The sequence below is a fragment of the Streptomyces sp. NPDC006261 genome (genome assembly GCF_040613515.1).
In the GTDB taxonomy this organism is placed as follows: domain Bacteria; phylum Actinomycetota; class Actinomycetes; order Streptomycetales; family Streptomycetaceae; genus Streptomyces.
Genome location: NZ_JBEXSI010000002.1, coordinates 44,311 through 57,451, shown reverse-complemented (window position 1 = coordinate 57,451; position 13,141 = coordinate 44,311). Strand labels below are relative to the sequence as shown.

The following is a 13,141-nucleotide window of genomic DNA, read 5'->3' as shown; positions in this document are numbered from 1 at the left end:
TCCCGGGGGTGCCGCGCGCCGCGCCACCCGAACGAGGCGGCCTCCCTGGGATGGGGGTCAGCCGGTGGCGGCCGGGTGCTGGGCGCGGCTGACGTCGTAGACCCCGGCGACCTCGCGCATCGCCCGCATCAGGGCTGGCAGCCCGGCGGCGTCGGGGAGCTCGAGGGTGTAGGTGTGCCGGACGCGCTGTTCGCTGGGCGGTTCCACGGTGGCGGACACGATGGCCGCGTCGGCCGTGGCGATCGCCTCGGTGAGGTCGGCGAGCAGCCGGGGGCGCCCGAAGGACTCGGCGACGAGCGTGACCCGGCAGGCGGCGGTGTCGCTCCAGCCGTCCTCGTCGCGCCAGCGGGCCGCGACGGATGCGCGGCCGATCTCCCGCATCCGGGCCACGGCGGGACACTCCTGGCGGTGCACGGTGACGGCACCGCCCCGGACCACGATGCCGACCACCGCGTCCGGGGGCACCGGCGTACAGCAGCCGGCCAGGCGGGTGGGGCTCTCCGAGCCGTCGACGACGACGTTGGCGGCCCGCCCGCCGGACCGGGTGCGGGCGGGCGCGGTGGACTGGGGGCTGTCGGCCGCCGACTCCGTACGGCCGTCGGCTCCGTCCGCTCTCCCGGCTCCCGCTCCCCCGGCTTCCGGGCCCGGGGCGTCGGGGTGGGCGGAGAGCCAGCCGGTGATCGCGATGCGGGCGGCGGGGGTGCGGGCGTGGTCGAGCCACTCCGGCGACGGGCCGGACGCGGTGTCCTGGGCGAGCAGCAGCTGCACGGTGTCGCCGTCGCTGAGGACGGTGGAGAGGGTGGCGAGGCGGCCGTTGACCCGGGCTCCGATGCAGGTGTGCGCCCGCTCCCCGTGCTGGGCGTAGGCGGCGTCGACGCAGCTGGCGCCGGCGGGCAGGCCGAGGGTCTGGCCGTCGGTGCGGAACACGGTGATCTCGCGGTCCTGGGCGAGGTCGGCGCGCAGGGTGGTCCAGAAGGTGTCCGGGTCGGTGGCGGACTCCTGCCAGTCCAGCAGCCGGGAGAGCCAGCCGGGCCGGGTCGGGTCGGCGCGTTCGTCGGACGGTTCGGCCTGCTGGGCGGCGGTGGCGTCGTGGGCGTACGGGTTGCCCAGGGCGACGACGCCCGCCTCGGCGACCTTGTGCATCCGGTGCGTGCGGATGAGGACTTCGGCGACGGCTCCCTCGGGGCCGACGACGGCGGTGTGCAGCGACTGGTAGAGGTTGAACTTGGGGGCGGCGATGAAGTCCTTGAACTCGGAGATCACGGGAGTGAAGCAGGTGTGCAGCTCTCCGAGGACCGCGTAGCAGTCGGCGTCCTCGCCGACCATCACGAGCAGCCGGCCGAAGTCGGTGGGACGCAGCTCGCCGCGTTTCCTGCGGACCCGGTGCACGGAGACGAAGTGGCGCGGCCTGATCAGGACTTCGGCGCTGATGCCTGCTTCCCGCAGGGTGGCCCGGACGCTGTCGGCGATGGGGGCCAGGGGGTCGCTCTCGCCCGTCACCGCGGCGATGAGGGCGCGGGTCTCCTCGTACCCCTTGGGGTTCAGGATCGCGAAGACCAGGTCTTCGAGCTCGATCTTGAGCGCCTGGACGCCGAGCCGTTCGGCCAGCGGGATGAGGACGTCCTGGGTGACCTTGGCGATCCGGGCCTGCTTGTCGGGGCGCATCACGGTCAGGGTGCGCATGTTGTGCAGCCGGTCCGCGAGCTTGATCGACATGACCCGGACGTCGTTGCCGGTGGCGACGAGCATCTTACGGAAGGTCTCGGGCTCGGCGGCGGCGCCGTAGTCGACCTTCTCGAGTTTGGTGACGCCGTCGACGAGATAGCAGACCTCCTCGCCGAACTGCTCCCGTACCTGTTCGAGGGTCACCTCGGTGTCCTCGACGGTGTCGTGGAGCAGGGACGCGGTCAGGGTGGTGGTCTCGGCGCCGAGCTCGGCGAGGATCAGGGTGACGGCCAGCGGGTGCGTGATGTACGGCTCGCCGCTCTTGCGCATCTGGCCCCGGTGCGAGGACTCCGCGAGGACGTAGGCGCGGTGGAGGATGCCCAGGTCGGCGTCGGGGTGGTGGGCCCGGTGCGCGTCGGCGACATGGCCGATGGCGTCGGGCAGCCGGTCGCGGGAGACGGGGCCGAGCAGCGCCACCCGGCCCAGCCTGCGCAGATCGATCCTGGGCCGGCTCCGCCTGCGCGGCGCAGCGGCGGGATCGGCGGCCTCTGCACTCATGGGGGCACCTCCGGCGACGTCGACCGGCGGTGGGGAGAGGCGGACGCTTCTCCGGGCCGGTGCTTGATGCTACCGACCCCACCACGTGGCGCAGTCCGGCTCTCGCCCAGCGTGAAACGGATCACCCATTCGAGCGAAGCTCGGACCGATCACCGTTTCGAGCCGGGAGCCGCCGACCGGCCGGCCGTGCAGCGCTTACCGGTCAGACCGTGACCGTTTCCAGCCAGGCCGGGTCGATGGTGCCCTCGGCGACGATCACGGCGGCGCCGGTCATGTCGACCGAACCGTCCGGGTGCTCGGTGATGGTCAGGGTGCCTCCGGGGAGGTCCACCCGGTACGTCGCGGGGAGGCCGGTCACCGCCGGGTCCGTGCCGTCCCGGCGGGCGGTGGCGACGGCCACCGCACAGGCACCGGTGCCGCAGGAGCGGGTCTCGCCGGAGCCGCGCTCGTGGACGCGCATGGCGACGTGGCGCGGGCCCCGGTCGACGACGAACTCGACGTTGACCCCGTCGGGGTAGACCGCGGCGGGACTGACCGGAGGGGGGGAGAGCAGGTCACCGGCGTGAGCGAGGTCGTCGACGAAGGCGACTGCGTGCGGGTTGCCCATGTTGACGTTGCGGGAGGGCCAGCTGCGCCTACCGACGGCGACCGTGGCGCTCGCCTGAGGCAGCAGCGCGCGCCCCATGGAGACGGTGATGTCGCCGTCCTTGGCGAGGTGGACCTGCTTGATGCCGCCCCGGGTGGCGACGGCGAGCCCGCCCTGCTCGACGAGGCCTTCGCGTTCGAGGTAGTGGGCGAAGACGCGCACTCCGTTGCCGCACATCTCGGCGATCGAGCCGTCCGCGTTGCGGTAGTCCATGAACCACTCGGCCTCGGCGGCCATGCCCTGGGCCTCTGGGTGGGCCGCGGAGCGGACGACGTGCAGCAGGCCGTCCCCGCCGATTCCGGCCCGGCGGTCGCAGATCCGGGCGACGACGGATGCGGGCAGCGCGAGGGCGTTGTCCGGGTCGGGGACGATCACGAAGTCGTTCTCGGTGCCGTGACCCTTGAGGAAGGTGATCTGCGAAGTGCTCACAGGGCAACTGTACGAGCCACCACCGACACTCCGCGAGGCCGGACCCGCGGGCGTCCCCCCGGGTGGCGTCGGAGCAGGCGGTGGACGTCAGCGCAGACGGGCCACGCGCCACACGGCGAGGGCGACCAGTCCGGCGCCGGTGGCGACGTACAGCGCGATCACGCGCCAGTCGAGTCGGTCCCCCGAGCCCCTGGCGGGCAGGCCGGGCCAGGTGTGGCCGACGCGGCGGGCCGCCATCATGCCCCAACCGGCCGCGCAGCAGCTGATCAGGAGCCCCAGCATGGCGACCACGGCGCCACCGTCACCGAACTCGAAGGCGAGCGGGAAGGCGAACATCAGGGAGCCGACGGCGGCCAGCACGACGATGGGCGCGAGCTGCCAGATCCGCAGTTTGCGGGTGGGGCGCAGCTCGACCTCGACCTCGGGTGCCACGTCCTGCTCGTCGGGCCCGTCGGGACTCAGCCGCCCCGCGATCTCCCGCGGTGGCGGTACGTCGTGCTGCTCCGTGTCGCGAGGGCCGGCCTCCATCGCCACGCGCCCTCCCTAATCGGACTCCGCTGGTGGATCGATGCTCGATGATGGCACGGTCGCGGGGGCCGAATTGACGGCCGGAGCGTCCCGATGCCATCACGTGATCAGGCTGTGACCGCTCGTTCGATCAACGTCAGCGTCCGGTGCGGGAGTTCTGCCCGGTCACGGTGTCCGCCACCGAGCCAGTGGACGCGCGGGTCGCGGCGGAACCAGGAGTCCTGCCGACGCGCGAAGCGCTTGGTGGCGCGTACGGTCGCAACCCGCGCCTCCTCCTCGGTGCACTCCCCCGCGAGCGCCGCGAGGACCTGCTGGTAGCCCAGGGCCCGGGAGGCGGTGAGTCCCTCGCGGAGTCCGGACGCCTCCAGGGCGCGCACCTCGTCCACGAGGCCGGCTTCCCACATCCGGTCGACGCGCAGGGCGATGCGCTCGTCCAGCTCGGGGCGCTCCACGTCGACGCCGATCTGCACGGCCTCGTAGACCGGCTCGTCGCCGGGGAGGTTGGCGGTGAAGGGCTTGCCGGTGATGTCGATGACTTCGAGGGCGCGGACGATACGGCGGCCGTTGCTCGCGAGGATGGACCGGGCGGCGTCGGGGTCCGCGGCGGCGAGCCGCTGGTGCAGGAAGCCGGAGCCGCGCTCGGCCAGCTCCGCTTCGAGCCGGGCGCGCACCTCGGGGTCCGTACCGGGGAACTCCAGGGCGTCGATGGCGCCCTTCACGTACAGTCCGGAGCCGCCCACGAGGATCGGCGTACGGCCTTCGGCGAGCAGCCGGTCGATCTCCAGCCGGGCCAGGCGCTGGTACTCGGCGACGCTGGCGGCCTCGGTGACGTCCCAGATGTCCAGCAGGTGGTGCGGGACGCCCGCGCGCTCGGTGGGCGTCATCTTGGCCGTACCGATGTCCATGCCGCGGTAGAGCTGCATGGAGTCGGCGTTGACCACCTCTCCGCCGAGCTCCCGGGCGAGGAAGACCCCCAGATCGGATTTTCCGGCCGCGGTGGGGCCGACGACGGTGATGACACGGGGGGCTGAAGCGGGACGGTTCACCGGGACAGTCTCCCAAATCCCCGGCGCCTCCACGCACACCGCCCGGGGCCGGGAAGAACGCCAGGAGAACGCTGAAGGGCGCGTAAAACCGGCAAGGAGGGACAGGTGACCGACAATGGGGGCGGGAGAACGCTCCCGCAGACCGTCCTCACTGCACGGAAGGTGACCCAATGGGGTTCCTGGACAACCTGAAGGCCAAGCTGGGACCGGCCAAGGAAAAGGTCGGCGACCTCGCGCAGCAGCACGGGGGCAAGATCGAGCAGGGCCTCGACAAGGCCGCGCGCACAGTCGACCAGAAGACCAAGGGCAAGTACAGCGACAAGATCGACACGGGTGCGCGCAAGGCCAAGGAGGCCGTGGACAAGCTGGGCCAGAGGGACGGGGGCACGTCTGGCGCGTCCGGCACCACGCCGCCCCCTCCGCCGCCCGCTTCCTGACGCGACAGCGGCAGACCCTCGACGGCGGTACCGGTTCTCTCCGGTGCCGCCGTCGGGCTGTGCGGGTCAGGACCAGGCGGCGACGGTGTAGCCCACCCCGTAGGGCGCGTCCTCGTACAGCAGCCGTCCGGCGAGGCCCGCTCCCCGTGCGGCGCCGCTGAGCAGCTGCCAGGGGGCCCGGCCGGCCGCCTTGAGCTCGTACGCGAGTGTCTCGTCCAGCGCGTCGAGTGCGGCGAGGTCCGCCGAGCCCAGCGCCGCGGTCGCCCGGGCGTCGAAGGCCTCGGCCCGCTCGTCGAGATAGCCGGGCGCCTTGAGCGTGCGGCAGGCGCTGCCGTCGCCCATCACGAGGAGCGCGACGCGGTCGGCACGGGCGGCCAGCTCCTGACCGGTCCGGGCGCACTCCGCGGCGGGGGTGCGCCCGTCCACCGCGAGCCCCTCGACCGGTGCACCCGCCCAGCGGGCCCGGCTCAGCAGCCATGCGCCGACGGCGAGGGAGTCCGCGAGCGCCGGTCCCTGCGCGGCCGGGTCCGGCTCGCCCAGGGTGACGTCGAGGCCGACGCCGAAGCCCCGGAAGGAGCCGTGCCCGCCCGCCGGGTACGCCCCCGAGGACCGGCCGTCTCCCGGTCCCACGACCACGAGCAGGTCGGGGCGGGAGGCCGCGAGCACCCCCACGGCGTCCAGGCACGCGGCCCGGGCGGGATCGAGTTCGGGTGCGGCCCCGGCGGCGATCTCGGGCACCAGGAGCGGCGGGCAGGGGCACACGGCGGCGGCGGCAAGCATGCCGGTCAGCGTACTTGCCGGGGCGCGGCGCACCGCGCCCCGTCGCCCCTCGTACGGATCAGCCGATGCCGCAGGCCGGGGCGGCGGCGGCCGGGAGCGGGGCCGGGGCGCCGACGGTGGGGAGGCCGAGCATCACTCCGGCCGGCTGGGCAGTCGCCGCCGTGGTGCGCTTCTCCCACGCGTCGCCCGCGCGGGTGCCCTTCACGGCGAGCGGGGTGCCCTCGGCGAGCAGGTGGTGCGGGGCGGCGTAGGTGATCTCCACGGTCACCACGTCACCGGGGCGCACGTCCTGGGCGGGCTTGGTGAAGTGCACGAGGCGGTTGTCGGGGGCGCGACCGGAGAGGCGGTGGGTGGCGCCGTCCTTGCGGCCCTCGCCCTCGGCGACCATGACCTCCAGGGTGCGGCCGACCTGCTTCTTGTTCTCGTCCCAGGAGATCTGTTCCTGGAGGGCGGACAGGCGCATGTACCGCTCCTGCACGACCTCCTTGGGGATCTGGCCGTCCATGTCGGCGGCCGGGGTCCCGGGGCGCTTGGAGTACTGGAAGGTGAACGCGTTGGCGAAACGGGCCTCGCGGACCGCGTGCATGGTCTGCTCGAAGTCCTCCTCGGTCTCGCCGGGGAAGCCCACGATGATGTCGGTGGAGATGGCGGCTTCCGGCATCGCGGCGCGCACCTTCTCGATGATGCCGAGGAAGCGCTCCTGACGGTAGGAGCGACGCATCGCCTTGAGGATGCGGTCCGAGCCGGACTGCATCGGCATGTGGAGCTGTGGCATCACGTTGGGCGTCTCGGCCATGGCGGCGATGACGTCGTCGGTGAAGTCGCGGGGGTGCGGGGAGGTGAAGCGGACGCGCTCCAGCCCCCCGATCTTCCCGCAGGCGCGCAGCAGCTTGGAGAAGGCCTCGCGGTCCCCGATGTCGGAGCCGTACGCGTTGACGTTCTGGCCGAGCAGGGTGATCTCGGACACGCCCTCGGCCACCAGGGCCTCGATCTCGGCCAGGATGTCGCCGGTGCGGCGGTCCTTCTCCTTGCCGCGCAGCGCCGGGACGATGCAGAAGGTGCAGGTGTTGTTGCAGCCGACGGAGATGGAGACCCACGCGGCGTAGGCGGACTCGCGGCGGGTGGGGAGCGTGGAGGGGAAGGCCTCCAGGGATTCGGCGATCTCGATCTGCGCCTCCTCCTGGATACGGGCGCGCTCCAGCAGCACGGGCAGCTTGCCGATGTTGTGCGTACCGAAGACGACGTCCACCCAGGGGGCCCGCTTGACGATGGTGTCGCGGTCCTTCTGGGCGAGGCAGCCGCCGACGGCGATCTGCATCCCGGGGCGTTTGGTCTTCATCGGGGCGAGCCGGCCGAGGTTGCCGTAGAGCTTGTTGTCGGCGTTCTCGCGCACCGCGCAGGTGTTGAAGACGACGACGTCGGCGTCGCCGTCGGCGCCCTCGGGGGCCCGTACGTAACCGGCGTCCTCCAGGAGACCCGACAGCCGTTCGGAGTCGTGGACGTTCATCTGGCACCCGTAGGTGCGCACCTCGTAGCTCTTCTGGACGTCCACTGCTTCTTCGCTCCGGTTGCCGCTGCTCATGTGACCAGGGTAGGCGGTGGCCGGGTGCGCCTCCGTCCGCGCCCGGCCGGGCCTGGTCAGTGGGGCGGTGAGCTGGCAGGATCGCGCGCATGCTCCACGCTCCGTCCCGATTCGGCCGGCACCGCACCCTTCAGGCGGGCGCCGTGCTCGCGGTCGTGCTCGGGCTGCTCGCGTGGTGGCTCCTCCCCTTGGGCGAACGGGCTCCGAGCGGGTCGCTGACCTTCTCCACCGGGGTGCCGAGCGGCGTCTACCAGCGGTACGGGGAACGGCTGGAAGGCGCCCTTGCCAAGGACATGCCCGAGGTATCGATAAAGCTCCTCACCAGCGAGGGGTCCCAGCAGAACCTCGCGCGGGTGGCGACGGGAGAGGCGGACTTCACCATCGCCACCACCGACGCCGTGGCCACCTATGTGCGCGACGGCAGGCCCGGCGCCCACCTGCTGCGGGGCTGTGTGCGGCTCTACGACGACTACGTCCAGCTGGTCGTCCCGCGCGACTCCGACATCGGGAGCGTGGCCGACCTGCGGGGCAAGCGGGTCGGCGTCGGCCAGGAGGGCTCCGGCGTCCGGCTGGTCGCGGACCGGCTGCTGAACGCGGCGGGGGTCCATCCGACGCAGGACGTGACCGCTGTGCCGGCGGGGATCGACACCATGCCGGACCGGCTCGTCTCCGGGCACCTCGACGCCTTCTTCTGGTCCGGCGGGCTCCCGACGGGGGCCGTGCAGGAGCTGTCGCAGCGGTTCGCGATCAAGCTGGTCCCGCTGGACGAGGACCTGATCAAGGAGTTGCAGTCGAACGGCGGCTCCGCCCGCTACTACCGGTCGGCCACGATCCCCGCCGACGCGTACCGCTTCGCCCAGCGCGGCACATCGGTCCCCACGGTCGCCGTCGCCAATCTGCTCATCACCACCGACCGTACGGATCCGGCCATGACCGAGGCGTTCACCCGTACCGTGATCAACAGCCGGGACCGGATCGGCCGCGAGGTGCACGCCGCGCAGCTGGTGGACCTGCGGACGGCGATCTACACGGACCCGCTGGCGGTCCACGAGGGCGCCAAACGCTACTACCGCTCGGTCAAGCCCTGAGCCGGATTCGCCGGTAGCCGCAGCCCTCAGGGTCTCCGGCAGGCGCAGCCCCTGAGGGCCGCAGCAGGCACGGGCCTCAGGGGGTGAGCGGCAGCTCGCGCGGCACGGAGACGGTGACCCGCAGGCCGTGCGGCTCGTGGCGCTCGTACGTGATCGAGCCCCCGCCCGCCGCCAGCAGCACGCGGGAGATGGAGAGACCGAGCCCCGACCCGCTCACGTTCTGGTGGCGGGTGCTGCGCCAGAAGCGGTCACCGACGCGCTCCAGCTCCTGATCGGTGAGGCCGGGCCCCCGGTCGGCGACCACGACGGCCGTCGCGGTGGTCCCCGGCGTCACCGTGACCCGTACGTCCTCTCCGGCCGGGGTGAACTTCAGGGCGTTGTCGATCACCGCGTCCAGCGCGCTGGAGAGGGCCACGGGGTCGGCCCAGGCGGTGGCGGCCGGGGCCCCGTCCTGGATGAGGCGTACGCCCTTCTCGTCCGCCACCGGGCGCCAGGAGGCGACGCGCTCGGCGGTGAGCGGGACGATGTCGGTCAGCTGGAGGTCGGCCTCGGTGTGTTCGGCCAGTGCCAGGTCGAGCAGGTCGTCCAGGACCCGGGCCAGCCGCTTCCCCTCGGTGCGTACGGCGGCGATCTCCTCGTTGCCCTCGGGCAGTTCCAGGGAGAGGAGCTCGATGCGCAGCAGAAGCGCGGCGAGCGGGTTGCGCAGCTGGTGCGAGGCGTCGGCGACGAAGGCGCGCTGCTGTTCCAGTACGTCCTCGACGTTGTCGGCCATCTCGTTGAAGGACCGGGCCAGCCGCCGCAGCTCCGGGGGCCCTCCGGCGGCCGCGACCCGTGAACGCATCCGGCCGACGGCGATGTCGTGGGTGGCCGCGTCCAGGATCCGTACCGGCAGCAGCACCCAGCCGGTGAGCCGGACGGCGGCGCCGACCGCGACCAGCATGGCCAGGGCCTCGCCGACCGCGATCAGCAGCCAGGTCCGCAGGATCCGGGAGCGCATCTCGTCGGTGGGCGAGTCGATGACGACCACGGCGACGACGTCACCGTCGCGCACCACGGGGGAGGCGACGACGACGCGGCCGTCCTGCCAGGGCCAGACCTGTGGGGGGTCGTGCGAACGGCGGCCGAGCAGCGCCTCGTTGAAGGCCGTGCGTCCCTCCCCCTCGGCGGGCAGCATCCAGGTGTCCGGAGCCTTCGCCAGGGCCAGGTCGTTGCGGTAGAAGACGCCGGCCCGGATCCCGTACACCGAGGCGTAGACCTCCAGGTCGGTGGCGAGCGTCAGACGGCGCTCGTCGTAGGCCGGGACGGTGTCGGTGACGGGCTGGGCGAGGGCGGCGAAGCGGGCGGTGTCGTCGATCCGGTCGATGACCAGGCGCTGCTGCTCGGCGGCGGCCACGCTCACCGCGAGCGGGAAGCCGAGGGTGAGCAGGACAGCCGCCATGAGGGTGATGAGCAGCGGAAGGAGACGGGTGCGCACCGGGGACGTACCGGCCCGTTAAGCGGACGGCGCGACGAGCCGGTAGCCGACGCCCCGCACGGTCTCGATGAGGGCGGGCAGCCGCAGCTTGGAGCGCAGCGAGGCCACGTGCACCTCCAGGGTGCGCCCGGTCCCCTCCCAGCTGGTGCGCCAGACCTCGCTGATGATCTGCTCACGGCGGAAGACCACGCCGGGCCGCTGCGCGAGGAGAGCCAGGAGGTCGAACTCCTTGCGAGTGAGCTGTACTTCCGCGCCGTCGACGCTGACGCGGCGGGTGGGCAGCTCTATCGCGACGGACCCCAGGCGCAGGGCGGCGACCGGCGTCGGGGCGGTGTCCTCGCCGCTGGTGGTGCGCCGGGCGACCGCGTGGATACGGGCGAGCAGTTCGCCGGTGTCGTAGGGCTTGGTGACGTAGTCGTCGGCGCCGAGGTTGAGTCCGTGGATGCGTGAGCGCACATCGGCGCGGGCGGTCACCATGATCACCGGGGTGGCCGTGCGCTTGCGGATCTTGCCGCACACCTCGTAGCCGTCCTGGTCGGGCAGGCCGAGGTCGAGCAGGATGACCCCGAAGGGCTCCTTCTCGGCGGGCAGCAGGGCCCGCAGGGCCTCCTCGCCGTTGCGGGCGTGCACGACCTGGAACCCGTGCCGGGCGAGCACGGCGGACAGGGCCGCGGCGACATGGTCGTCGTCCTCGACGAGCAGCAGTCTCATGGCCCTCCTCTCCGTCTCCCCGGGCCTTCGGGCTCTCCCGGACTCGTGCACGTAACCGGTCTCGATCTCACGCCACCGTCGCACGGCGTCACCGGGCGGCACCTCGAGCTTCGCGCCCTTCACCCGGAAGATCCCTGGCGAAAACTTTCCGTTCAGCGGTGCTTCGCGTTCTTTTGCCGCACAGGGCATCCACTCCGATGACGGGCACACCAGTCAAGGGGCTGCCGGTTACAGCAGGGTTTCCGTTATGCACCCGGTACGCCCCGGCGCTGCGCGTGGCGTCCCCTTCACGCGGAGTGTCCGGTTGCCGCCGGATCGTTATGCTCAATTTCCGCTCAGATGTAATGACGCTGGTCGCACCGCGTCATTAGTGTCCTTGGCACCCGAGGAGGACGGAGCAAGAAGCCGATGAGCGGAGTTTCAGTGACCAAGGCCGCCGAGGATGCCGCGCCCGCGGGCGACGACCTTGTCGTACTGAGCGACGTCAACAAGCACTTCGGCGCGCTGCATGTGCTCCAGGACATCGACCTGACCATCGCCCGTGGCGAGGTCGTGGTCGTCATCGGGCCCTCCGGGTCCGGGAAGTCCACGCTGTGCCGCACGATCAACCGCTTGGAGACGATCGATTCGGGTGCGATCTCGATCGACGGCAAGCCCCTGCCCCAGGAGGGCAAGGAGCTGGCGCGGCTGCGCGCCGACGTGGGCATGGTCTTCCAGTCGTTCAACCTCTTCGCGCACAAGACGGTGCTGGAGAACGTCATGCTGGGCCAGACCAAGGTCCGCAAGACCGACAAGAAGGCAGCGGAGGAGAAGGCCCGGACCCTGCTCGACCGGGTCGGCGTCGGCGTGCAGGCCGACAAGTATCCAGCACAGCTCTCCGGAGGCCAGCAGCAACGCGTCGCGATCGCGCGGGCGTTGGCGATGGACCCGAAGGTCATGCTCTTCGACGAGCCCACCTCGGCTCTCGACCCGGAGATGATCAACGAGGTCCTCGAAGTCATGCAGCAGCTGGCCCGGGACGGGATGACGATGATCGTCGTCACCCATGAGATGGGCTTTGCCCGCTCGGCCGCCAACCGCGTGGTGTTCATGGCGGACGGGAAGATCGTCGAAGAGGCCACGCCCGAGCAGTTCTTCAGCAATCCGCGCAGCGACCGGGCCAAGGACTTCCTGTCGAAGATCCTTCACCACTGACGACAACGACCTACGGCATAAGGAAATCTCCCATGAAGCTCCGCAAGTCGGCCGCCGTCGCGGCCATCGCCGTCCTCGCCCTGACCGCCACCGCGTGTGGTGGCAAGGAGGGTTCCGCCGGTGACAAACCGGGCGGCACCAAGCCCGGTTCCTCCGAGGCCCCCGAGCTGCCCAAGTACACCGTCGCCACGGACGTCTCCCTGGACTCCCCGGTCTTCAAGAAGGCGAAGGAGCGCGGCAAGCTGATCATCGGCGCCAAGGCCGACCAGCCGTTCCTCGGCTTCGAGGACCAGTCGACCAAGGAGCGTTCCGGCTTCGACATCGAGATCGCCAAGATGATCGCGGCGGACCTCGGCTTCTCGGAGAAGCAGATCGAGTGGAAGACCGTCGACTCCGGCATCCGCGAGACGGCGATCTCCAAGGGCCAGGTCGACTACTTCGTCGGTACGTACACGATCAACGACGAGCGCAAAAAGCAGGTCGGCTTCGCCGGTCCGTACTACAAGGCGGGCGCCGACCTCCTGGTCCGCAAGGGCGACGACTCGATCAAGGGCAAGGAGTCGGTGAAGGGCAAGAAGGTCTGCTCGATCGTCGGTTCCACGCCGCTCCAGGAGATCAAGAAGCCGGAGTACGGCGCGAGCGTCGTCGAGCTGGCCAAGTACTCCGACTGCGTGCAGCAGCTGCTGACCAAGCAGGTCGACGCCGTCACCACGGACGACTCGATCCTCAAGGGTTACGCGGCCGCCAACTCCGGCAAGCTCCAGGTCGTCGGCAAGCCGTTCACCGACGAGCCGTACGGCGTCGGCCTGAACAAGGACGACAAGGTGCTGCGCGAGGCGATCACCAAGTCGCTGGACGACCACATCAAGGACGGCACGTACAAGAAGATCTACGAGGCGACGCTGGGCCTGTCCGGTTCGGACTACACCGAGCCGCCGGCGCTCGAGCGCTACTGACGACACCGTCCGCCGTCCCACGGCTGACCTCCCGTCACTGACGCCCC

Annotated in this window: 12 protein-coding genes; 4 read left to right on the top strand and 8 right to left on the bottom strand. The window is 71.5% G+C overall.

The window, feature by feature from the left end; translation table 11 throughout:
• Positions 1 to 57 precede the first annotated feature (57 nt).
• From ABZ154_RS01545 to miaA, 4 genes are all read right to left on the bottom strand, one after another.
• A complete protein-coding gene (locus tag ABZ154_RS01545; RefSeq protein ID WP_356827971.1) occupies positions 58 to 2,223 on the bottom strand; it encodes an HD domain-containing protein in 2,166 nt (721 codons plus the stop codon).
• Positions 2,224 to 2,425: 202 nt separating this feature from the next.
• The gene (dapF, locus tag ABZ154_RS01540; protein ID WP_356827969.1) at positions 2,426 to 3,298 is read right to left on the bottom strand and encodes a diaminopimelate epimerase; all 873 of its coding nucleotides are present in this window, start codon (positions 3,296 to 3,298) and stop codon (positions 2,426 to 2,428) included.
• A gap of 87 nt (positions 3,299 to 3,385) precedes the next feature.
• Positions 3,386 to 3,826, bottom strand: a complete 441-nt coding sequence (locus tag ABZ154_RS01535; RefSeq protein WP_356828175.1) for a hypothetical protein — start codon at positions 3,824 to 3,826, stop codon at positions 3,386 to 3,388.
• 107 nt (positions 3,827 to 3,933) lie between these two features.
• Positions 3,934 to 4,872: a tRNA (adenosine(37)-N6)-dimethylallyltransferase MiaA gene (miaA, locus tag ABZ154_RS01530; RefSeq protein ID WP_356827967.1), complete on the bottom strand. Its 939-nt coding sequence runs from the start codon at positions 4,870 to 4,872 to the stop codon at positions 3,934 to 3,936.
• A 170-nt stretch (positions 4,873 to 5,042) separates the two neighbouring features.
• On the opposite strand from miaA, the gene ABZ154_RS01525 reads away from it, so the two are divergent.
• The gene (locus ABZ154_RS01525) at positions 5,043 to 5,309 is read left to right on the top strand and encodes an antitoxin (protein ID WP_356827965.1); all 267 of its coding nucleotides are present in this window, start codon (positions 5,043 to 5,045) and stop codon (positions 5,307 to 5,309) included.
• 66 nt (positions 5,310 to 5,375) lie between these two features.
• Here ABZ154_RS01525 and ABZ154_RS01520 read toward each other — a convergent pair whose 3' ends face one another.
• Complete coding sequence (locus ABZ154_RS01520; protein ID WP_356827963.1) at positions 5,376 to 6,089, bottom strand: class III extradiol dioxygenase subunit B-like domain-containing protein; 714 nt, start codon at positions 6,087 to 6,089, stop codon at positions 5,376 to 5,378.
• A gap of 58 nt (positions 6,090 to 6,147) precedes the next feature.
• Positions 6,148 to 7,671, bottom strand: coding sequence for a tRNA (N6-isopentenyl adenosine(37)-C2)-methylthiotransferase MiaB (gene miaB / locus ABZ154_RS01515; RefSeq protein WP_356827961.1), 1,524 nt, complete (start codon positions 7,669 to 7,671; stop codon positions 6,148 to 6,150).
• 89 nt (positions 7,672 to 7,760) lie between these two features.
• Between miaB and ABZ154_RS01510 the strand changes: the two genes are divergently transcribed.
• A complete protein-coding gene (locus ABZ154_RS01510; RefSeq protein WP_356827959.1) occupies positions 7,761 to 8,759 on the top strand; it encodes a TAXI family TRAP transporter solute-binding subunit in 999 nt (332 codons plus the stop codon).
• A gap of 76 nt (positions 8,760 to 8,835) precedes the next feature.
• On the opposite strand, the gene ABZ154_RS01505 is transcribed toward ABZ154_RS01510, so the two are convergent.
• Both ABZ154_RS01505 and ABZ154_RS01500 read right to left on the bottom strand, forming a co-directional pair.
• Positions 8,836 to 10,233, bottom strand: coding sequence for a HAMP domain-containing sensor histidine kinase (locus ABZ154_RS01505; RefSeq protein WP_356827957.1), 1,398 nt, complete (start codon positions 10,231 to 10,233; stop codon positions 8,836 to 8,838).
• A gap of 18 nt (positions 10,234 to 10,251) precedes the next feature.
• Complete coding sequence (locus ABZ154_RS01500) at positions 10,252 to 10,944, bottom strand: response regulator transcription factor (protein ID WP_109163258.1); 693 nt, start codon at positions 10,942 to 10,944, stop codon at positions 10,252 to 10,254.
• Between the two features lie 408 nt (positions 10,945 to 11,352).
• Here ABZ154_RS01500 and ABZ154_RS01495 point away from each other — a divergent pair, with 408 nt between their 5' ends.
• Together ABZ154_RS01495 and ABZ154_RS01490 are read left to right on the top strand one after the other, a co-directional pair.
• Positions 11,353 to 12,138: an amino acid ABC transporter ATP-binding protein gene (locus tag ABZ154_RS01495; RefSeq protein ID WP_356827955.1), complete on the top strand. Its 786-nt coding sequence runs from the start codon at positions 11,353 to 11,355 to the stop codon at positions 12,136 to 12,138.
• Positions 12,139 to 12,170: 32 nt separating this feature from the next.
• Positions 12,171 to 13,094 carry a glutamate ABC transporter substrate-binding protein gene (locus ABZ154_RS01490; RefSeq protein ID WP_356827953.1) on the top strand — a complete coding sequence of 308 codons (924 nt, stop codon included), beginning with the start codon at positions 12,171 to 12,173 and terminating at the stop codon, positions 13,092 to 13,094.
• Positions 13,095 to 13,141 lie beyond the last annotated feature (47 nt).

What these genes read in the sequence shown, in the direction of transcription:
- ABZ154_RS01495 (WP_356827955.1), top strand. Translation starts at nt 11,353, where the DNA reads ATGAGCGGAGTTTCAGTGACCAAGGCCGCCGAGGATGCCGCGCCCGCG.
- ABZ154_RS01510 (WP_356827959.1), top strand. Translation starts at nt 7,761, where the DNA reads ATGCTCCACGCTCCGTCCCGATTCGGCCGGCACCGCACCCTTCAGGCG.
- ABZ154_RS01490 (WP_356827953.1), top strand. Translation starts at nt 12,171, where the DNA reads ATGAAGCTCCGCAAGTCGGCCGCCGTCGCGGCCATCGCCGTCCTCGCC.
- ABZ154_RS01525 (WP_356827965.1), top strand. Translation starts at nt 5,043, where the DNA reads ATGGGGTTCCTGGACAACCTGAAGGCCAAGCTGGGACCGGCCAAGGAA.
- ABZ154_RS01500 (WP_109163258.1), bottom strand. Translation starts at nt 10,944, where the DNA reads ATGAGACTGCTGCTCGTCGAGGACGACGACCATGTCGCCGCGGCCCTG.
- ABZ154_RS01545 (WP_356827971.1), bottom strand. Translation starts at nt 2,223, where the DNA reads ATGAGTGCAGAGGCCGCCGATCCCGCCGCTGCGCCGCGCAGGCGGAGC.
- miaB (WP_356827961.1), bottom strand. Translation starts at nt 7,671, where the DNA reads ATGAGCAGCGGCAACCGGAGCGAAGAAGCAGTGGACGTCCAGAAGAGC.
- ABZ154_RS01520 (WP_356827963.1), bottom strand. Translation starts at nt 6,089, where the DNA reads ATGCTTGCCGCCGCCGCCGTGTGCCCCTGCCCGCCGCTCCTGGTGCCC.
- ABZ154_RS01535 (WP_356828175.1), bottom strand. Translation starts at nt 3,826, where the DNA reads ATGGAGGCCGGCCCTCGCGACACGGAGCAGCACGACGTACCGCCACCG.